We start from the raw sequence: 21,564 nt of genomic DNA, 5'->3' as shown, positions 1-21,564 counted from the left end.
AATACACCTCTTTTCAAACATTATTATATGCCCACTCCCTATTTTTCGCAATTTTCAAGTAATGATTAAATGAATAATGTTATAATGCTTTTAATAAGGAGGTACTACTATGACAGTAACTTTTAAAGAATATGAATACGAACAAATCAATATTGAAAAGAAAGCGCAACAAACTAAAACATTATTAAAAAAATTCGATCACGCAACGACGCTTGATGAAGCAATAGAAACAATAAACGACATAAACAAAATAAGAAATCACACAGATACTCATTTTAATATTGCCTACATAAGAGCATCTATTGACACTCACAATGAATTTTATAGCAATGAGCGAGATTTTTTTGATGAGAACATGCCTAGAATACAACATTTAGATAATTTATTTTATCAATCATTACTAAATTCGAAATATAAAGAAGCATTAATTGAACACTTCGGTCAGCAATTATTTTCTCTAGCTGAAGTTGCTTTAAATACTTATCAACCTTCCATCAACGACTTGCTCGTTAAAGAAAATAAATTGGTTAGTGAATATGATAAGTTAATTGCATCAGCAGACATTGCATACAAAGGTGAACATTTAAACTTAGCCCAGTTCAGCAAATATTTAATCAACGAAGATAGAAATATACGAAGAGAAGCTTATAATACGAAAGAACAATTTTTTAATACACACTTAAAAGATTTTGATCGTATATATGACGAACTAATTAAAGTTAGACATGAAATTGCTTTGAAATTGGGCTATGACAATTTTGTACAACTTGGGTATGATCGTATGCAAAGAATAGGATATAGCGCACAAGACGTAAAAGTATTCAGAGAACAAGTAAAAGAATATGTCGTTCCAATAACTGAAACGATCAACGCACAACATGCTAAACGTATAGGCGTTGACCAGTTAAAAGTTTACGACCAAAATTTCACTTTTAAAACCGGGTCTCCTAAACCACGCATTTCAACCGATGAAATAATTGAAAATGCTAGAAAAATGTATCACAATCGTTCTGATGAAACGGCTAAGTTTATAGATTTTATGATTGATAAAGAACTATTTGATTTAGAAGCTAAGAAAGGTAAAGAAAGTGGTGGCTATTGCACAATTATTAATGATTTCAAATCACCATTTATCTTTGCAAATTTTAACGGTACACAAGGTGATATTGAAGTTATGACTCATGAAGCTGGTCATGCTTTTCAAGTTTTTGAAAGCTTAAAATATTCGGTGCCAGAGTATTACTTCCCTACATCAGAAGCTTGTGAGATTCACTCAATGAGTATGGAGTACTTAACATATCCTTGGATGGACTTATTTTTCAAAGCAGACACTGATAAATTCAAGCTATCGCATTTAGAGGATAATATTAAATTTTTACCATATGGTGTAGCTGTCGACGAATTTCAGCATTATATGTATGAAAATCCAGAGATGACACCTGAAGAACGTAGACATATTTGGTCTGACTTAGAAAATAAATACTTACCAAATGTAGATTATGACGGTATACAACATTTAGAAAATGGTGCCTTTTGGCATAGACAAGGTCATATATTTGCCTCACCGTTTTATTATATTGATTATACATTAGCAACAATTTGTGCAATGCAATTTTATATCAAACAGGAAAATGATGAACATCAAGCGTGGTCTGACTATTTAAAAATATGTCAAATCGGCCGTTCTCAATCATTTGTAGATATTATTAAATCCGTTAATTTACAGTCTCCATTTAAAAATGGAACAGTAAAATCAATTGTAGAACACTTATATAAAGCTACTAAAAAGATTGATCAATCTAAATTCTAATGACTTATATAGAACTTCAATATTTTTCGGACAATATCTTCTGAGTTTTCGTGCGTTTTATCCAGATTTTATCAAAATCGCACGATATCTTTTGAGTCTTTGTGCGTTTTACCCAGATTTTACCAAAATCGCACGATATCTTTCGAGTCTTCGTGCGTTTTATCCAGTTTTTACCAAAATCGCACGATATCTTGATATGCTCCCTTCAAAGTAGACAGTTAAAAACAAAACTTTGAAGGGAGTTTTTATATATGAAGAGAAAAATAAAGTTATCTGTTGAGACATTTTTAAAATTATTTGAAATAGTTGAGGATGGTTATAGTTTTGAAACTGCTTTAAGAAAACTTGATTTGAACTATAATTCTAAAGAATTAAGATACAAATATCATATGTATCTTGAACACGGGATAGATATTCTAATACCACATGCTTCTAGACCCAAATATTCAAGGAAGTTAAAAGAGAAGGTAGCTCAAGATTATTTAAACAAAGGTATTTCACTAGAAGGTTTAGCTATTAGATATAACATAAGAAGTAAATCAACTGTACGTCAGTGGATAATTCAGTATACTGAGGGTAAGAAAAATAAATCACATGAACCCGAGGTGTATATCGTGAATCCTAAAAAAACGACATTAGAAGAAAGAATTGAGATTGTAAAATACTGCTTAGATCACAATATAACGTACAAAGAAGCTTCTGAAAAATTCAATTTAAAATATAGCCAACTTTACAGTTGGATTCAAAAGTATAAAGAACATGGTAAAGATGGTCTTATTGATGGTCGAGGTAAAGGTAAGCCACAAAGCATCATGACACCAGAAGAAGAGTTGAATGCGCGTATAAAAGCACTTGAAGAAAGAAATAAATATTTAGAAATGGAAAACGAAGTATTAAAAAAAGAGGAAGAGATCGAGAGGCAGTTGATGAAACAAAAATCAGGCAAGAAGCATCGTACAAAACGGTCAAATCGCTAAAAGATACTTATCCAATAGTATGGTTATGCCAAGTACTAGAAATTTCTAGAGCGAGTTATTATAAGTGGATGAGCCGAAAGGCACCACGATTAGAACAGGAAAACAAAGAATTAATCGGCGATATCATAGATATATTTAATAAGTATGAAGGCATTTATGGTTATAGACGTATATACATTTATATTAGATTAAAGCTACAGAAAAAAGTTAATCACAAACGTATATACAGACTAATGAAACAAATAGGTTTAAAAGCTGTTATCAGAAGAAAGCGAAAGAAATATATAAAGAGCACACCTTTCTATGTCGCAGAAAATGTACTTAATCGCGAATTTAATGAAACAGTTCCAAATAAAAAATGGTTAACTGATGTGACTGAATTCAGATTGAAAACCGGGCAGAAAGCTTATTTAAGTGCAATTTATGATCTTGGTAGTAAAAAAATAATCAGTCATGAAATCAATTTATCCAACAATAATGAGTTTGTATTTAAAACCATAAAAAAAGCAATAAGAGGCAAAAATACCAAGGGTATTTTATTGCATAGTGATAGAGGCTATCAATATACAAGTCCATCATTCAAAGAGATTTTAAAAGAAAACGGCATGATTCAAAGTATGTCTCGTGTAAGCAAGTGCATTGATAATGGACCTATGGAGAATGTATGGGGCATAATAAAAAGCGAATTATTTAAAGGAAGTAAGATGCATAGTTTTGAAAATATTGATAAAGCAAAGCATAGTATCAATCAATACATTAAGTTTTTTAATGAAGATCGAATTACATTAAAAATGGCTGCCCTCATAGCTTAAATATGAAGACAGCCCAAATTTCATTTTTTAGTTGTCTACTTGACAGGGTGCAGTTCATCTTCTGAGTCTTCGTGCGATTTTGCCACAGCACTCTTTGAACACCGTAACCCTAATTTCACTTAGATATTCCTCACGATTTTGCAAAGTGCTGACGCCTGAGGGAATCGTATGCGAGAGAGACTACAGGCTCGAACCATACCCCTAGGCAAGCATGCACTTTCAAAATCGTAAGATTTAATATAAAAAAAAATCTCTTCACTAGGAAATAGCCTGATGAAGAGATCTTTTATTTTGAGTTTAGGTATTTATATCCCAGACTCTTTCATTTTCACAAATATAGTTACCTTAATTAAGATTTAATAATTCTTCTCATAAAGAATGCAATAATTGAACCTAACACAATGACTATTGCTATAGAAATGCCAATGATTAAAGGTTTAGAAACATCTTTTTTATCAGAAGCTGTTTCAAAGCTTTCGGATGTCGTTGAAGTTGTTTTTGTATTATTATCATCATTAACAGATGTCGTTTCACTAGTTTTAGATGTCTTTTCAAACTTTGGATGCGCTAAATCAGGTCTGCTTCCTACTTTACTCGTAACCAAGTTCAACACATCTTCATCCAACTTGTTGTAATATGCTTCAGCATGACCAGGGATAAACTTTGGCTCTTCTTCATCAGCATATTGTTGATCGTCATAATAAGTATCTCCAAAGTCATCAGTATTTGGATATGATGGCATCGTTGGTTTATATTGTTCTATATTTTGTTCATTATAATCATATTCACCAGCATTTGATTCACTGGATTTTGGCTCTTCAGATGAAGGAGATCCACCATTTGATTTGTTAGGTGGTGGTGATTGATTGTTGTTGCTTCCCCCACTTGGTTCTTCAGTACTCGGCTTCTCACTTGTGTTTGGCTCTTCCGTACTTGGTTCTTCAGTACTCGGCTTCTCATTTGTGTTTGGCTCTTCCGTACTTGGTTCTTCAGTACTCGGCTTCTCACTTGTGTTTGGCTCTTCTGTACTTGGTTCTCCAGTACTTGGCTTCTCACTTGTGTTTGGCTCTTCCGTACTTGGTTCTTCTGTACTTGGTTCTTCAGTGCTTGGTTCCTCTGTGCTTGGTTCTTCAGTGCTTGGCTTCTCACTTGTGTTTGGCTCTTCCGTACTTGGTTCTTCTGTACTTGGTTCTTCAGTGCTTGGTTCCTCTGTGCTTGGTTCTTCAGTGCTTGGTTCTTCAGTGCTTGGTTCTTCTGTACTCGGTTCCTCTGTAGATGTTTCTTTTTTAGAGTCTTGTTTATTTTCTACTATTTGATCAGATTGTTCTTCAGTTATTTTAGGAGAAGTATCTTCTATTTTAGTATGTGATGTTTCAGACGCAAGAGAATCATTTCCATAAGATACACCTAACACCATAGAAGATAATAATAATGATGAAATGATTGAATTTTTTAATACCTTCATAAAAGTTCTTCTCCTCCTTTACGTTTATTAATATTTCAAGTATAAAGGATAAATTAGCTGTTTTCTATGCTTTAATACCATATGTTACACAGAATTAATATTTTGTAATAACTTATTCATAATTCTTACAACTTAAATTAATTATAAAAAACACTTGTTGAATATTTACAACAAGTGTTTTGATATATTAATGATTTATTTGTAAGTCATATTTTGTAAACTTCAAATATACTTGTCCTGATTCTGTTGATGTTCTGAAGTTCACTGCATTTTCGTCAGGGAATATTCTAGTTGTTAACACACGTTCCCCATCATTTACAAAGATTTCTAAACTTGAAGTATCACTATAGATTCTTAACTGTTTCAAATCTTGATCTAAAGTTGTTGTACGTGTTGTTTTATCAACCGCTTCACTAACGATACCACTTTCGAAACGCTCTAATGTTAGCTGCTTCGTTTTTGTATTATAAATTAGTTGTGTCGAACATTTTTTCGATACTCTTACATCAAAATATATTTCGGTTGCTTCATTTTCGAGAATATCGATCATTAATTCAAATTGTTTACCTTCATATGGATGTAATTTAACAGAGTGCTTATTCGCATAACCTTCTGCTGTTTCTTTATTTGTTCTTAAATTTTCTAAAGCCTTTATAGGTCTTTGCATTAACTTTCCATTTTCAATTGTTAACACTCTCGGAATTGTTAAGCAATGTGCCCAACCTTCTTCGTCTGTAGCATAATCAATTTCTGGAAGTCCCATCCAACCTATTAAAATTCTATTGTCATTTTCGTCTAAGAAAGTTTGAGGTGCATAAAAATCAAAGCCTTGATCTAATTCCACAAAATTCTTATGGTTAAATTTTAAAGTATCAATATTAAAATCGCCCATTATGTAGCCAGACTGGTAAATGTTTTCAAATTGATTGTTTTCTGGTTCGATGCCTTGCGGTGAAAAGATAAACACATCTGTTCCGTTTAATTTGAATAAGTCAGGACATTCCCACATATAACCGAAATTTTGTAAATCTGTTTGAATTTCGCTTTTTAAAGTCCATTCTTTAATATTATCTGATTCATAGACAACTGCAGTACCTGTTTCGTTGTCTCTTTGAATACCAAAAATCGCATAATACTTATCGTTTTCATGCCACACTTTTGGATCTCTAAAATGTTCAGTATAACCATTTGGAGTGTCGTGAATTACAGGATTTTCAAACTTTTTAAAAGTCCCATCCTCTTGTTGGACAGCGACCATTTGGGATGATTTTCTATTCCATTCATCATCTCTAGCATTACCTGTATACATTAAATGTAATTTGCCATCATATTCAAAAGCACTACCTGAATATACACCATGACTATCAAATTCTGTATCTGGAGATAGCGCAATTCCTTCGTCTTTAAAATGAGTTAAGTCTTTACTCGTATAATGATACCAATACTTCAATCCATGTACTGCTCCTAAAGGAAACCACTGATGAAAAATATGGTAATTGCCTTTGTAATAAACTAAACCATTTGGATCATTTAATAATCCGGTCTTTGGTTGAATGTGAAAAGTTTGGCGCCATTTTGATTGATTAACTTTTTCTTGTAACTCATGATATGCTTCTTCAGATATATCTGATAGTTTTGTATATCTTTCTTCACGTGTCCAATTTACCATTATCATTCTCCTTACATCTAGTTTGAACCGGTTCCATAATATATATATTTTATCATAATTTTTGTCGTTTATTTATCCAATCCTTCAAAATAAGTATCAATAACACTTAATTTTTCAACTGGTTGATTGTTGATACATTTATTTAAAACGTCAACAGCAGTTTCTCCTGCTAAATTGTATTTGAATTTAACTGTTTGTATAGTTGGTGCTACAATTTCAGTGATTTTATTACCTCCGAAACCTATAATAGTTGGCATCATACCTTCTGCTTTTAATAATGTATGATAAATGCCCAATGCAATATTATCGGTAGCTGCAACAATTACTTCATCTTCTCTAATCGTAATATTTTCACCTATCTGTTGAGCATCTTTTATACTGAAACTACTTTCAATAAACTTTGGCTGAATGCCATGCTCTTTTAATGGATTAAACAAACCATCTTTTCTCGTCTTTCCTACTGCGATATCATTTTCTGAAACACCAACATATGTAATGTGATGTTTATTGTGTTTAATAAGCCAATTAGCAACCTGCTTACCCGCATTGTAATCATCATGAACGATTGATAATAGATCAGCATGAGACTGGCCTACTATGACAATAGGACAGTCAACAGCTTTGATTGCTTTCATATGTTCTTCCGATATATGAGTAGCCATTAATATAATACCGTCAACTTTTCTTTTTGCGAGCATATATATAGAGTCAATTTCCCTCTCCATGCATAAGTCCGTATTAACGATCATGGTTTGTACATCTTGTTTAAGCAAACTCGTCTCAATTCCCTTTAAGGTTTCTGTAGTTGCATATGAATCTAATCTAGGAACAATTGCACCTATTAACCCTGTCCTTTTGGCTTTTAAACTTTGAGCAAATTGATTAGGTTTATAACCTGTTTCTTCTACTACTTTATGTATTTTTTCTTTCGTATTTTTACTTATAGAGCCACCATTTAAATATCTAGAAACTGTACTTTTTGAAACACCAGCCATTTGGGCTATATCTTTAATCGTCTTCATAGACACACCTCTCAAAAATACATTCTATCATAAAACCGTTTCCATTTCTTATATAAATAAAAGGACTGAGTTCATTTTGCGAACTCAGTCCTTTTACAAAATTATTTATTATTGTTTTTCAACTGTTATCGTCCATGAAGCGTCGCCTAATTGCTCATAATTTGTGACAGGATAACCATTATCTGCTGCCCAGTTAGGTAGCGCTTCTGTCGCTTGCGTACAATCGAAATCAATTTTCAATTGTTCCCCAACTTGCATTTCATCCATTTTATTTTGTGCTTCTATTAATGGAAATGGACATACCATTCCAACAGTACCTAATTCATGTACCATTTTTATACACTCCTTTTATTAAATACTTTGCGTACTAACTTGTGTTTTAGTTTGTCTTGCTTTTCTGGGTTTAACAAAAATAAAGTAACTCATAAACCAAGCACCAAAAATCATTGAAGGTAAGGCAACCCAGCCTTGCCAACTCATAGCTGCTGTAGATACAAGACCATTACCGATAGAACAACCACCTGCTAATGATGCACCAACACCCATACAAGCGCCACCAATCACACTGTTTCTAATTGTCTTCGTATCTGGCATTCTCCATTTAAATTCTTTTGAACCTTTAGCTGCAATATATGAACCTACAAATATACCTAGTACTAAAAATATGCCCCAGTTAATTAACGAAGCATTTCCCGTTACTAAATATTGTACGATGTTCGCTGAAGGTGTTGTTATACCAAGTCCTCCAACTCTACCCGTTGATACACTCATAGGCCAAGCAATTAATGCAATAATACCTACCGCCACTGCTGCAGCGAAAGGATGATATCTTTTTTCAAATAAAATGTGTCGTATTCCCGTATATTTCTGTTTTAACTGAGGAATAGCAACTTTTGGTTTTTTCAAAGTTTTTGTAACAAAATATGCTGTTACAATCACTAATACTGCGATTAATAACCAAACAGGTACATGAAGTGTTTCTGCCATGTTTGAATTCACAACACTATATGAATTAATGTTTTCTTGTAAAGGATTTAATGGGCCAGACTTCATAATTGCTGCCGTTACACCGTACAACACTAATGCAATCCAACTACCTATTAAACCTTCACCAGCTCTATACCATGTACCAGTAGCACAACCTCCCGCAAGTATGATCCCAATACCAAATACAAACGATCCAATTATAGTACCAACTAATGGGAATGTTTCAGCTTCCATTTTAAATACGCCTAATCCTACTAAAGTAAATAACCCGATACTTTGAACAGAAATAGCAATTAATAAAGCATAAAACATTTTGTTGTTCTTCTGTACATACATATCTCTAAATCCGCCTGTTAAGCAAAATCGTGTTCTTTGCATAACAAAACCGAGTAATATCCCGACTATAAGTCCACTTACAACCATCCAAATCACATTTACATCTCCTTATCCCTATTACAATGATAGGAATAATAATATATTATATTCCAGATGTTTTCAAGTTACTATTTCATTACAAATATTTGACAATTCAAAAAATGATTTAGATTTAATATAAATCATATATAAATAAAATGTTTTCCTGAAATACGGCACTGTTTTTGCGCCGACTTCTGTGGGAAGAAGGAAGTTGCTAAGACGAGGCTCAGACCTTCTCCGAGGAAAGCATGCGCAAAAAAAGACTGCCAACAAGTTCACTTTAAGTGACTTTGTCGACAGTCTGAAACAACCGTACTTTCTACGGCTGTTTCTTTTCATCTTCATCCATTCCTAATTCTTCTTCCATTAATCGTTGCTCTGCTTTTAAATATTTCTTATAACCTATTTTAGATATGACAATACTGATTTCATATAACAGTATCATCGGGATTGTAAATAACATATGCGTCATAAAATCAGGTGGCGCGATTAATGCTGCAACTACTAGAAGTATGAAATATGCGTATTTCCTATTTTTCTTTAAGAACATTGGTGTTACTATTCCTAACCTAGTTAAGAACAGCAATAAAATAGGCAATTGAAATACAAATCCAAACGGGATTGTAAATTTAAACAATTCACTAAAGTATTCTTTAATACCGATTGTTTGTTTTATCCCCATATCGTCTGCTAATCCCATTGTAAATGAAATTAAATATGGAAAAATGATGAAATATGAAAATAGCAATCCTCCAACAAATAAAAACAAACTAAATGGAATATAACTAAGTGTAACTTTTTGTTCTTTCGGATGTAATCCTGGAGATATAAATGCCCATAATTCATATAATATAACTGGTGATACAATGATAAATGCAATAATAATTATCATTGCTATGTATATTGTGAGTGGATCTGTAATTCTGAAGGCATTCAATTCTAATGTCTGAGTAAAATCATCATTCGTAATATAATATATCACTGGCTTAGCAAAGAAAAACCCTAAAATAAGCCCCCCTACTAGAAAATATATAATGATCATAATACGTCCACGTAATTCTTCTAAGTGTTCGACAAAAGTTAAATTGTCTTTATTCACCATCTTACCTCCAATCTAAAAAAAGATGTGGCAGGAAACCCGCCACATTCAAGGGAACATCTGTTAAATAAATTTCTATTTAACTTCTTTATCTTTGCTATCTTCAGGACTGCTTTTCTTCTCATCAAAGTTCGTCATACCATCTGTAGCATCTTTAAATTCTTTCAAAGTTGAACCCATCGCTCTACCAAACTGTGGTAATTTCTTAGGACCAAAAATAATTAATGCAACTACCCCTATAAATAATAAACTAACTGGTCCTGAAATACCGACTGTATTAATAAACATTAAAGCTTCCATTTGATACCCTCCTATTGATTCTTCATAAAGAAGATTAAAGATTGTAATTCAATTCCTAAATCTATATGATGAACCTGCACTTTCTCAGGTACATTTATTCTTTGAGGTGTAAAATTCAAAATGCCAGTAATGCCAGCAGATGTTATACGGTCAGCAACTCTTTGTGCCGCTTGTTGTGGTACAGTTAATATTACAACTTGTATACCTACTTCTTCAACTATCTTTTCAAAATTTTCCATACTATCTACTGATAATTTACCAACCATACTTCCAATTATGCTTTCTGATTGATCAAAAGCTGCCACTATTTGCATTCTATCATTAACAGTAAAATTATAATTTACGAGTGCAGTACCTAAATTACCAACACCAACGATTGCAACTTTAGTCAAATCATCTTGCTCAAGGGTTGTTCTAAAAAATTTCAATAAATAACTAATATTGTATCCGTAACCCTTTTTACCTAATTCACCAAAATATGAAAAATCTCGACGAATAGTAGCTGAATCAATTTTAAGACCTTCACTTAATTCTTTAGAAGATACTCTATCAACACCTGAATTATGAAGTGTACTAACAAATCTATAATAAAGAGGCAAACGTTTCAAAGTAGCTTTAGGGATCTTCACATCATTCTTTGCCAAAATCCTCACCTTTTCCACTGTAAAATAATGTGATTGCGTTCACATCTAATGGGTCAATTATATCAAACTTCACGTAAAATAACTATATAAATATTGTATGTCATTTACATACAATTATAAGTCATTTTCATGTAGAATAATAACTAATAGAGAGGTGTAAACATGATACTTTTACAAATAAATAAGTTAGAAAAATCTTTTGACGGTGATGTTATTTTTTCAGATGTCGATTTCGAAGTTAAAACTGGTGAAAGAATTGCAATCGTTGGAAGAAATGGCGCAGGAAAAACAACGCTCATGAAGGTTATTGCCGGTGTCGAAAGTTATGATGCTGGTCACATTTCTAAAGGTAAACAAGTTTCCATGGGATATTTAACACAACAAATGTCTTTAGATTCCGATGATACCGTTATGAATGAAATGAGAAAACCATTTGAACATGTGATAACAATTGAAGAAAAAATGAAATCATTAACAGACTGGTTAAGCCAACATGCTGATGACTATGATAACAATACTTATCAAGAAAAATTATCCCAATATGAATCGTTGTCAAATCAATTTGAAGTAATGGGTGGCTATCATTATGAAAGCAAGATCAAAACAGTATTAACTGGATTGAACTTTGTCGAATCAGACTTCGATAGACAAATCCAATCTTTCAGTGGTGGACAAAAAACTAGATTATCAATGGCACAAATGCTATTAAGTGAACCTGATTTATTATTACTTGATGAACCTACTAACCATTTAGATATGGATACAACAGAATGGTTAGAAAACTACCTAGCACATTTCAAAGGCGCTATCGTAATTATCAGTCATGATAGATACTTTTTAGATAAAATAGTCAATCAAGTTTATGATGTTGCCTTAGGTTCTGTAAAAAAATATGTTGGTAACTACAGTAAGTTTTTAAAAGAACGTGACGCACATTATGAGAAAGTAATGGCTGAATATGAAAGACAACAAAGTGAAATTAAAAAATTAGAAACATTTGTAGAAAAGAATATAACACGTGCTTCTACAAGTGGTATGGCAAAAAGTCGTCGTAAAGTATTAGAGAGAATGGAACGAATCGATAAACCAAGGCTTGATGCAAAGAGTGCTCAAATTTCTTTCGAGATTAATAGAGCAACAGGAGAAGATGTTTTAAAAGTTAATAATTTAGCAATTGGATATTCTAAAAGTATAACGTCAGCCATTAATCTAGAAATTAAACGTCATGACCGTATCGCAATCATCGGACCAAACGGAATCGGTAAATCGACATTAATTAAAACGATTGCTCAAAAAATTCCTGCATTATCCGGTGATATCACTTTCGGTTCTAATATCCAAATTGGTTATTACGATCAAAAACAAGCGGAATTCAAATCAAATATGACAGTATTAGATTATGTGTGGAATCAATATTCACACATGCCTGAAAAAGATATTAGAACTATTTTAGGAAGATTTTTATTTACACAAGAAGAAGTAAAAAAAATTATTAATGACTTATCTGGTGGAGAAAAAGCACGACTTCAATTAGCTTTATTAATGCTTGAGAAAAATAATGTTCTCATATTAGATGAGCCTACAAACCATTTAGATATTGACTCTAAAGAAATGTTAGAACAAGCATTACAAAATTATGAAGGCACTTTACTTTTTGTATCACATGATCGTTATTTTATTAATGAACTTGCGAACAAGGTATTTCATATCACACAAGAAGGTAATGAACTTTTCCAGGGAGATTACCAATACTATTTAGAAAAACTCGAACAACGTGAGGCAATCAGTAATTACGAACAGAATGAAAGCACATCTACTCAAACTGCTAAAGATGATAATTTCTATACCAATCAAAAACAATTAAAAAAAGAAAAACGTAAACTTGAACGACAATTAGAAGAAATTGAAAATAACATTTCTACTTATGAAGAACAAATTTCTAACTATGAGCATCAACTTACGTTGCCAGAAATATTTAATGATATTGAGAAAAGTAATGAAATAAATCATCTCAGAATAGAAGCAGAACGTTTGCTCGAAGAAAGCATGGAAAAATGGGAAGAAATAGAAAGTAAGCTCAATTAACACAAAATCACTAAGGTCATTTTTACACCTTAGTGATTTTTTATGCGAAATATTAACCACATCTTTATTCACACTATAAAGTCTTGTTTTGCAAGTCATCCACAGAGTTATCCTAGTTATCCACAGGTAAAATGTAAAAAGCTATTATTTCTCATCGAAGTTATCCACAAACACATTAAAAGATATACAAAGGTTATCCACAATTTGTGGTTAACTTGTGCACAAGTACAAATGTTCTGTATTGACTTTATGAATATAGCGTGCATTTTATTTAAGGTTCGTAAATATTGTAAATTCACAATGATATTAAGATTAAATTATTAATATCATTGAAATATTCACTAGATTTAATAATGAAATAGTTTTATAATTTATATAGCCAATTTTCTTGTTTTGTACACTTTAGTTATAAGGTTGCACTTGCTAAATTATTTAATTTACTTAAGTGTTTAATTTACTTAAGTGTTTAGAGTTAAATTTCATTGATTAATTGGTCTTGTGTTTAATACAGAAGGGATGATGATTTATGAATAATACTAACATTGAGAGTTACACATCAAAAGCTAAAGAATTGCTCAAACATAAGATTATAACTAAGGAAGAGTACGAACAACGTATTAAAGACTACACGGATTATACGAATAGTGAAGGTAAATATTCTAGGAAATAAGAAAAGCTCGGGACATTAACTTACTAGAATAATATAAAAGAGCGTGAATTCGTTGAGGCAAGCATGCACGAACAAAATCGTATATTTTATAAAAAATAACAACTCATTTCTAGCTGAATAAATCAGTGAGATGAGTTGTTATTTATTTTGAGTTGGGACATAAATGTCCTAAGCTCTTCTTACTATTCTATATATGCATTTGCCATCCAAGTTACGCCATAAGGATCTTGAAAAGAACCAAATAATGGTGACCACTCTACTTCTGCTAGTGGCATATCAATTTTACAGCCCGCTTCCTCTGCTTGTTTAAATAAATCCATAACTGCTTTTTTGTCATTTTCATCATTATAATTAAATTGAAAACAGGCTTGAGCGCCTTCGTTATTAATATCTTTATTTTCCCATGTGTCACTACATAAAAACGTCTTGCCTAATAATTTAAAACTCGCATTCATCGTAAAAGATTCGGGCAATTGCAATTCTTTCGGTGCATCTTTGAACATTTCATGATTACCAGGTACCCTCATAACATCAGTTGCACCTAGCTTATCTTCATAAAACTTTAATGCTTCAATACTATTTTGAAAATTAAAATAAGTATTTACTTCCACAAGTTTCCGCCTCCTTAATCTTTTCATCGTAATTATTATAACGCCTTTAGTGTAATAATACAATTATCGCTTAATTAAAGTCTTCAAGATCTAAAGAATTTTTTCCATTTAATTTCATATCGGAAAATCGTTTTTTTTCATATAAGAAATGCGCTATAGAACCTATCATTGCGGCATTGTCTGTACATAAGTTTAAAGGTGGAATACTTAATTCAATACCAAGCTTGTTAGTTTCTAATTCTAAAGCGTCTCTTAAGCCTTTATTAGCTGCTACTCCTCCAGCCACAATTAAATGATCAACATCATATTCTTTAACTGCAGACATTGTTTTACCAACTAATACTTCAACAACACTATTTTGAAAGCTCGTAGCGACATCTTCTTTAATGATTTCTTCATTCTTTTGTTTTTTATTATGCAATGTATTAATCACTGCACTTTTTAATCCACTAAAACTAAAATCATAGCTACCTTTTTCTAACCATACTCTAGGGAAATTCAATGTATCTTGCCCTATTTGAGCGAGTCTATCAACTTCAGGTCCACCTGGATACGGTAAGCCTATTGTTCTTGCAACTTTATCGTAAGCTTCTCCTACAGCATCATCTCGCGTTTCACCAATAATTTCAAAATCAAGATGATCTTTCATATATATTAGTTCAGTATGTCCTCCAGATACTATAAGCGCGATTAACGGAAACTGTAATGGTTTAACGAGATGATTAGCATAAATATGACCACCAATATGATGAACAGGAATGAGTGGTTTTTGATGGCTAAAAGCTAATGCTTTTGCACTTGCTACACCTACCAATAACGCACCTATTAAGCCTGGTCCTTCAGTTACTGCTATAGCGTCTATATCATCTATTTTCATATTTGCATTTTTTAAAGCTTCGTCTATAACTTGGGTCATGACTTCAACATGTTGTCTACTTGCTACTTCTGGTACAACGCCACCAAACTTTTTGTGAGTCATCATTTGCGTTACCACTTCATTACTTATAATTTCGTTACCATTTTTAATTACGCTAGCAGCTGTTTCATCACAACTTGTTTCTATACTTAATATAATAGATTCAGACATTTTTTAAACTCACCCACATCACTTTTGCATCCTCTCCGTCGCCATAATAATTTCTTCTGACACCACCATAAGTAAAACCTGCTTTTTCATAAATATGTCTAGCGGCTTTATTTTCTACTCTTACTTCTAAACTCATTGTCGTACAAGTCGCGCTTGCAAAATTCATGACATATTCTAAAAGTAATTGCCCTACTCCATTACATCTATATGATTGATCTACCGAAATAGTCGTTATTTGTGCTTGATCAATAACAAGCCATATCCCACAATAAGCAATAATTTCGTCACCTAAAGATACTACAAAATAATGTGCAAATTCATTTTTTTCTAATTCATGATAAAAAGCTTCTAACGACCACGAGCTATTTGTAAAACTTTTATTTTCTATTTTGTATACTTGAGATACATCTTCAATAGTCATTTTTCTAATTTCTAATGCTTCGTTTGATTGTTTTTCCAATTTTGCTCCGCCTCTGATAGTTTTAAATATCGTGGTTTCAATTCATGAACGTTTGTAACTGGTTGTTCTTTGATTTGGTACATAAGTGAAGCATCAGGTAAATTAGATTGGGTTCTACCTTCTAATTTATCTTTTAAAGCAACTGTATCACTGCCCACAAATATATAAGATTGATTCGTATGCTTTAAGTAGTCATTTAATTCTTCAATAGAAATATAACAATCTTCTTTAACTTCTATTAACTTGTCATCATGATATTTATAAACACCTGTAAACACATGATCTCTTCTTGCATTGAATATAGGGACGATTAAATCTGATTTATAATCGCAAGTCTTGGCTAAAGCTTTTAATGAAGAAACTTCATATAGTGGTATATCCAACGAATACGCCAAAGTTTTGGCTGTTGTTATACCGATTCTCAATCCTGTATACGAACCTGGACCATTGGCTACGACAATTTCCGTTAAAGCTTTAGGTGAAATATTCGCTTCTTCCATTAAAGATTCAATAACAGGCATTAATTGTAATGAATGATTTTTCTTTATATTTGATTGATAGTTTAATAAGACATTCCCCTCATTAACAAGTGATACGGCTAACGGTTGATTTGAAGTATCAATTAATAATGTTGTCATCATCTAACACTTCCTTTATTTGTTTATAGTGTTCACCTTTTGGAATGATTTCAAACAATCTTTTGTTTTCTTCTATATATTTAATGTTAATTTCTAAACGCTCTTCGGGTAAGAAGTCTGCAATATATTCACTCCACTCAATGAGTGTTACGGCATCTGAATTAAAATACTCATCAAAGCCTAAATCTTCATCGCTATTTTCTAGTCTGTAGCAATCCATATGATGAAAAGGCAATCTTCCCTTATATGACTTTATAATATTAAAGGTAGGTGAATTAATTGTTCTCTTAACGCCTAAAGCCTTTCCGAAATATTGGCTAAAAGTTGTTTTTCCAGCTCCTAAATCGCCATTTAATAAAATAACATCGTTTTCAGTTACGACTTGAGCTAATTTTTCAGCTAGTTTTTTCGTCATTTCTAATGATTCAACTTGAATAAACATAATTTGGCACCTACCTTTTACTTTACTTAAACTAACTGAATTATTATAACAAATATTTAATTAATTGGGTAATGAATGGTTTAAACACAACTAAAACGCTTTCATTATCTAAATTTTTAGAAAAATCTAAATTCTCTGTTGACATGTAATGATATATGGGTTAAATTTAGAACATAAATTTTTTAACTATTCAAAAATCTTAATACAAAATATCGTTCACATTTGAGAAGAAAGGAAGAGTTGTAATGAATTTTAATATGACAGAAAACAAACCGACAATCGAATACAGCATATTAGTAATTTTATTACGCTCAGAAGGACTCGAACAACAGTAAGCATTAATTTACTGTATGGTTTAAGTCCTATTTCTACTTGAATGGGACTGAAAGCAGCGTCCCAGTTATTTATTGGGGCGTTGCTTTTTTATTTTTCTAGAGGAGTGTAATTATGAGAAGTGACATGATCAAAAAAGGTGACCAACAAGCACCTGCAAGAAGCTTATTACATGCAACAGGACAAATCAAAGACCCTACAGATATGAACAAACCATTCATCGCGATTTGTAATTCTTACATTGATATTGTCCCAGGACATGTTCATTTAAGAGAATTAGCAGATGTAGCTAAAGAAGCGATTAGAGAAGCAGGTGGTATACCTTTCGAATTTAATACGATTGGTGTCGATGATGGAATAGCAATGGGCCATATTGGAATGCGCTACTCATTACCAAGTAGAGAAGTAATTGCTGACGCAGCAGAAACTGTAATCAATGCTCACTGGTTCGACGGCGTGTTCTACATGCCAAACTGTGACAAGATTACACCGGGTATGCTATTAGCTTCGGTAAGAACTAACGTACCTGCAATTTTTTGCTCAGGCGGTCCAATGAAAGCTGGATTATCAGCTACTGGTAAAGCTTTAACATTATCATCAATGTTTGAAGCGGTCGGTTCTTTCAAAGGTGGTTCAATGTCGAAAGAAGAATTTTTAGATATGGAACAGAATGCATGCCCTACTTGTGGTTCATGTGCAGGTATGTTCACAGCTAATTCAATGAACTGTTTAATGGAAGTATTAGGATTAGCATTACCTTTTAATGGTACAGCTATCGCAGTCGGTGAAGAAAGAAGAGAATTAATTCGTGAAGCAGCATTTAAACTAATGGATTTAGTTAAGAAAGACATTAAACCTAAAGATATTATTACTAAAGATGCAATTGACGATGCTTTCGCTCTAGATATGGCAATGGGTGGTTCAACTAATACCGTCCTTCATACATTAGCTTTAGCAAATGAAGCAGGTATTGAATACGACTTAAACCGAGTCAATGAAATTGCTAAACGCACACCTTACCTATCTAAAATTGCACCAAGTTCTTCATACTCAATGCACGATGTCCATGAAGCTGGTGGCGTTCCAGCCATTATCGGAGAACTATTAAAAATGGATAATGTGCTTCATCCAGACCGCATTACTGTTACTGGTCAAACATTACGAGAAAATAACGAAAATAGAGAAATTAAAAATAAAGATGTTATTCATACAAGAGATAATGCTTTCTCTGAAACTGGTGGATTATCAATGCTATTTGGTAACATTGCGCCGGATGGTGCGGCAATCAAAGTTGGTGGCGTTGATCCTTCAATCAAAAAATTCGTCGGCAAAGCAATTTGCTTTAGCTCACATGATGAAGCAGTAGAAGCTATTGATAACCACACTGTTCGAGAAGGACATGTAGTTGTCATTCGATACGAAGGACCTAAAGGCGGACCTGGAATGCCTGAAATGTTAGCCCCTACTTCATCTATCGTTGGTAGAGGATTAGGTAAAGATGTCGCATTAATAACGGACGGTCGTTTCTCAGGAGCTACAAGAGGTGTGGCGGTTGGACATATTTCACCAGAAGCTGCAGCTGGCGGTCCTATTGGATTAATCGAAGACGGTGATGAAATCGTCATTGATTTAATTAACCGTAAATTAGATGTAAGTGTTTCTGACGCTGAATTACATGCTAGAAAACAACATATTGAACCATTTAAAGCTAAAGTTAAGACTGGTTATCTTGCAAGATATACAGCCCTTGTTACAAGTGCAAATACAGGTGGCGTCTTGAAAGTACCAGACGAACTAATTTAAGGAGTGATTTGCATGGCACTAACTACTAAATCATACAAAGAACCAGATGAAGCAACTAAAGAAAAGGCGATAACTTACACGGGTGCTGAACTGCTCGTACAATCATTTATTGACCAAAAAGTCGATTACATCTTTGGGTATCCTGGTGGTGCAGTCTTACCTTTATATGATGCTTTCTATGAAGGTAAAGTGCCTCATATTCTAACGAGACACGAACAAGGTGCTGTTCACGCTGCTGAAGGATATGCAAGAGTTACTGGTAAACCTGGCGTGGTAGTTGTAACAAGTGGACCTGGCGCGACTAATACGATTACTGGTATTGCTGATGCAATGAGTGATTCAATTCCTCTCATTGTAATCACTGGCCAAGTTCATCGCCCTGGCATTGGTAAAGATGCTTTCCAAGAAGCTGATTTACTTTCAATGACAACACCTATTACGAAGCATAACTATCAAGTAACAGATGTAAAAGATATTCCAAAAATTATTGATGAAGCTTTCTATATTGCTTCAACTGGACGTAAAGGACCTGTCGTAATTGATTTCCCTAAAGATATCGGCGTACTTGAAACAGTTGAAGTTTCACCAAGAGAGCTTGATTTACCGGGTTATCATGTTGACTTAAATCCTGAAGATAAAGAAATCGAACAGTTTATTAAAATGATCCGTTTAGCTGAAAAGCCATTGATTCTAGCTGGAGCAGGTGTTAATCACGCTGAAGCTTCAAAAGAGCTTACAGCATTTGCGAATAAGTACAAAATACCTGTAGTGAACACTTTGTTAGGTCTTGGCTCTATCCCCTACTCTGACCCTTTATTTTTAGGTATGGGCGGTATGCACGGATCATACGCTAGTAATATGGCGTTAACAGAATGTGATTTACTAATTAATATTGGTAGCAGATTTGATGACCGTCTAGCAAGCAATCCAGATGATTTTGCTAAAGACGCTAAAGTCATTCATGTTGATATTGATCCATGTGAAATCAACAAGATTATTCCTACTGATTTAGGTATTATTGCCGATGCAAAACAAACTCTAGAATTGCTTTTAGAATATGATGTACACGAAATTACGCATCATGAATGGTATGAACATTGCCTATCTAACAAAGCAACATACCCATTTAAATATGACAAACCAACTGACGACTTTGTTAAACCACAACAAGCAATTGAGTATATTGGCAAAATCACTAACGGTGATGCACTTGTCGCTACAGATGTAGGGCAACACCAAATGTGGGTTGCGCAATACTATCCATTTAAGACACATGGTCAGATTATTACAAGTGGTGGTTTAGGCACAATGGGCTTTGGTATTCCAGCAGCAATGGGTGCAAAGTTTGCATTTCCAGATAAAACTGTTGTTGCAGTTGTTGGTGACGGTGGTTTCCAAATGACAAATCAAGAAATGGCCATTCTCAATGAATTTGATAATGACATTAAGATTGTCTTAATTAACAACGGTGCATTAGGAATGGTTAAACAATGGCAAGATAAGTTTTATAGTCAACGTTTTTCTCACTCTGTATTTTCAGGACAACCTGACTTTATGAAACTTTCAGAAAGCTATGGCGTTCAAAGTTTCATGATTGATTCTAATGAGAAATTAGAATCAACATTAGATGAAGCATTTGCTCATAAAGGTCCTGCCCTAATCGAAATTAGAATTTCCCCTTCTGAGCCAGTACTTCCTATGGTTCCTAGTGGACAACCAAACTATAAGATGGAGGGCGTGGAATAATGAAAAGAACAATTAAGACTCAAGTACTCGACAGAGCGGGTACCCTCAACCGACTTACAAGCATTTTTGTAAGGAGACAATACAACATTGTTTCTCTTTCAGCAACGCCAACTGAAACTGAGGGCATTACGAACATTACATTTATCGTAGATGTTTCAGATGAAAGCAGTACAGAAACAATTATTAAACAATTAGAAAAACAGGTGAATGTAATATCAGCTTTAGATATTACAGAAACGAATCTTTTTAATAGAGAGCTTATTTTAATTAAGTTAGGTCATCCTACAGATTATAAATCTTTCGAAAAATTGATTCAGCCTTATGAGGATCAACTTACTATTTTAAAAGATGTTGAAGATCATATTTATTTACAAGCATTTGGAACCCATCAAACAATAGAAAATCTATTGGATGATTTAAAAATATATCCAGTGACACAAGTATCACGAACAGGTTCTGCAGGATTACTATAAAATAAAACAATTTA

19 protein-coding genes and 1 pseudogene are annotated in these 21,564 nt (G+C 33.1%); 7 read left to right on the top strand and 13 right to left on the bottom strand.

Annotation, left to right across the window (positions count from 1 at the left end):
• Window positions 1–109: 109 nt before the first annotated feature.
• Together PYW35_RS03860 and PYW35_RS03855 are read left to right on the top strand one after the other, a co-directional pair.
• Entirely contained in the window at window positions 110–1,810 is a 1,701-nt protein-coding gene (locus tag PYW35_RS03860; RefSeq protein WP_103323204.1) for a M3 family oligoendopeptidase, read from the top strand.
• A 232-nt stretch (window positions 1,811–2,042) separates the two neighbouring features.
• Window positions 2,043–3,599: pseudogene (locus PYW35_RS03855) on the top strand (IS3 family transposase).
• A 349-nt stretch (window positions 3,600–3,948) separates the two neighbouring features.
• On the opposite strand, the gene PYW35_RS03850 reads toward PYW35_RS03855, so the two are convergent.
• From PYW35_RS03850 to PYW35_RS03815, 8 genes are all read right to left on the bottom strand, one after another.
• Window positions 3,949–5,064, bottom strand: coding sequence for an SdrH family protein (locus tag PYW35_RS03850; RefSeq protein WP_204107801.1), 1,116 nt, complete (start codon window positions 5,062–5,064; stop codon window positions 3,949–3,951).
• A 187-nt stretch (window positions 5,065–5,251) separates the two neighbouring features.
• Entirely contained in the window at window positions 5,252–6,733 is a 1,482-nt protein-coding gene (locus PYW35_RS03845; RefSeq protein ID WP_103323453.1) for a sucrose-6-phosphate hydrolase, read from the bottom strand.
• 68 nt (window positions 6,734–6,801) lie between these two features.
• Window positions 6,802–7,755, bottom strand: a complete 954-nt coding sequence (locus PYW35_RS03840; protein ID WP_103323452.1) for a LacI family DNA-binding transcriptional regulator — start codon at window positions 7,753–7,755, stop codon at window positions 6,802–6,804.
• 108 nt (window positions 7,756–7,863) lie between these two features.
• The gene (locus PYW35_RS03835) at window positions 7,864–8,088 is read right to left on the bottom strand and encodes a sulfurtransferase TusA family protein (protein ID WP_016911752.1); all 225 of its coding nucleotides are present in this window, start codon (window positions 8,086–8,088) and stop codon (window positions 7,864–7,866) included.
• An 18-nt stretch (window positions 8,089–8,106) separates the two neighbouring features.
• The gene (locus PYW35_RS03830) at window positions 8,107–9,165 is read right to left on the bottom strand and encodes a YeeE/YedE thiosulfate transporter family protein (RefSeq protein WP_413481924.1); all 1,059 of its coding nucleotides are present in this window, start codon (window positions 9,163–9,165) and stop codon (window positions 8,107–8,109) included.
• Window positions 9,166–9,478: 313 nt separating this feature from the next.
• Entirely contained in the window at window positions 9,479–10,261 is a 783-nt protein-coding gene (tatC, locus tag PYW35_RS03825; RefSeq protein WP_016911754.1) for a twin-arginine translocase subunit TatC, read from the bottom strand.
• 72 nt (window positions 10,262–10,333) lie between these two features.
• A complete protein-coding gene (locus PYW35_RS03820; RefSeq protein ID WP_016911755.1) occupies window positions 10,334–10,558 on the bottom strand; it encodes a twin-arginine translocase TatA/TatE family subunit in 225 nt (74 codons plus the stop codon).
• 11 nt (window positions 10,559–10,569) lie between these two features.
• Window positions 10,570–11,202: a redox-sensing transcriptional repressor Rex gene (locus tag PYW35_RS03815; RefSeq protein WP_016911756.1), complete on the bottom strand. Its 633-nt coding sequence runs from the start codon at window positions 11,200–11,202 to the stop codon at window positions 10,570–10,572.
• A 162-nt stretch (window positions 11,203–11,364) separates the two neighbouring features.
• Between PYW35_RS03815 and PYW35_RS03810 the strand changes: the two genes are divergently transcribed.
• A complete protein-coding gene (locus PYW35_RS03810) occupies window positions 11,365–13,287 on the top strand; it encodes an ABC-F family ATP-binding cassette domain-containing protein (RefSeq protein WP_103323450.1) in 1,923 nt (640 codons plus the stop codon).
• 526 nt (window positions 13,288–13,813) lie between these two features.
• Window positions 13,814–13,957 (top strand): hypothetical protein, encoded by a 144-nt coding sequence (locus tag PYW35_RS03805; RefSeq protein WP_016911758.1) that lies wholly within the window; start codon window positions 13,814–13,816, stop codon window positions 13,955–13,957.
• A gap of 182 nt (window positions 13,958–14,139) precedes the next feature.
• On the opposite strand, the gene PYW35_RS03800 is transcribed toward PYW35_RS03805, so the two are convergent.
• From PYW35_RS03800 to tsaE, 5 genes are all read right to left on the bottom strand, one after another.
• Window positions 14,140–14,568 carry a VOC family protein gene (locus PYW35_RS03800; RefSeq protein ID WP_103323449.1) on the bottom strand — a complete coding sequence of 143 codons (429 nt, stop codon included), beginning with the start codon at window positions 14,566–14,568 and terminating at the stop codon, window positions 14,140–14,142.
• A gap of 70 nt (window positions 14,569–14,638) precedes the next feature.
• Entirely contained in the window at window positions 14,639–15,655 is a 1,017-nt protein-coding gene (gene tsaD / locus PYW35_RS03795; protein WP_016911759.1) for a tRNA (adenosine(37)-N6)-threonylcarbamoyltransferase complex transferase subunit TsaD, read from the bottom strand.
• On the bottom strand, window positions 15,648–16,115 hold the full coding sequence (rimI, locus tag PYW35_RS03790) for a ribosomal protein S18-alanine N-acetyltransferase (protein WP_103323448.1): 468 nt from the start codon (window positions 16,113–16,115) through the stop codon (window positions 15,648–15,650). Before rimI ends, tsaD begins: the two co-directional genes overlap by 8 nt.
• Window positions 16,088–16,753, bottom strand: coding sequence for a tRNA (adenosine(37)-N6)-threonylcarbamoyltransferase complex dimerization subunit type 1 TsaB (tsaB, locus tag PYW35_RS03785; protein ID WP_169925706.1), 666 nt, complete (start codon window positions 16,751–16,753; stop codon window positions 16,088–16,090). The genes rimI and tsaB overlap by 28 nt, the downstream gene beginning before the upstream one ends.
• Window positions 16,734–17,168: a tRNA (adenosine(37)-N6)-threonylcarbamoyltransferase complex ATPase subunit type 1 TsaE gene (tsaE, locus tag PYW35_RS03780; RefSeq protein WP_233709619.1), complete on the bottom strand. Its 435-nt coding sequence runs from the start codon at window positions 17,166–17,168 to the stop codon at window positions 16,734–16,736. The genes tsaB and tsaE overlap by 20 nt, the downstream gene beginning before the upstream one ends.
• 474 nt (window positions 17,169–17,642) lie before the next feature.
• Here tsaE and ilvD point away from each other — a divergent pair, with 474 nt between their 5' ends.
• The 3 genes from ilvD to ilvN are packed head-to-tail and all read left to right on the top strand — an operon-like array spanning window position 17,643 to window position 21,550.
• Window positions 17,643–19,331: a dihydroxy-acid dehydratase gene (ilvD, locus tag PYW35_RS03775; RefSeq protein ID WP_016911763.1), complete on the top strand. Its 1,689-nt coding sequence runs from the start codon at window positions 17,643–17,645 to the stop codon at window positions 19,329–19,331.
• A 12-nt stretch (window positions 19,332–19,343) separates the two neighbouring features.
• Window positions 19,344–21,077 carry a biosynthetic-type acetolactate synthase large subunit gene (gene ilvB, locus PYW35_RS03770; RefSeq protein WP_103323181.1) on the top strand — a complete coding sequence of 578 codons (1,734 nt, stop codon included), beginning with the start codon at window positions 19,344–19,346 and terminating at the stop codon, window positions 21,075–21,077.
• The gene (gene ilvN / locus PYW35_RS03765) at window positions 21,077–21,550 is read left to right on the top strand and encodes an acetolactate synthase small subunit (RefSeq protein WP_016911765.1); all 474 of its coding nucleotides are present in this window, start codon (window positions 21,077–21,079) and stop codon (window positions 21,548–21,550) included. Before ilvB ends, ilvN begins: the two co-directional genes overlap by 1 nt.
• Window positions 21,551–21,564: the final 14 nt, after the last annotated feature.

It is taken from the genome of Mammaliicoccus vitulinus (assembly GCF_029024305.1).
Classification (GTDB): domain Bacteria; phylum Bacillota; class Bacilli; order Staphylococcales; family Staphylococcaceae; genus Mammaliicoccus; species Mammaliicoccus vitulinus.
Note: the sequence above shows the minus strand (reverse complement) of the source record. Positions and strands in the feature narration are given on the sequence as shown.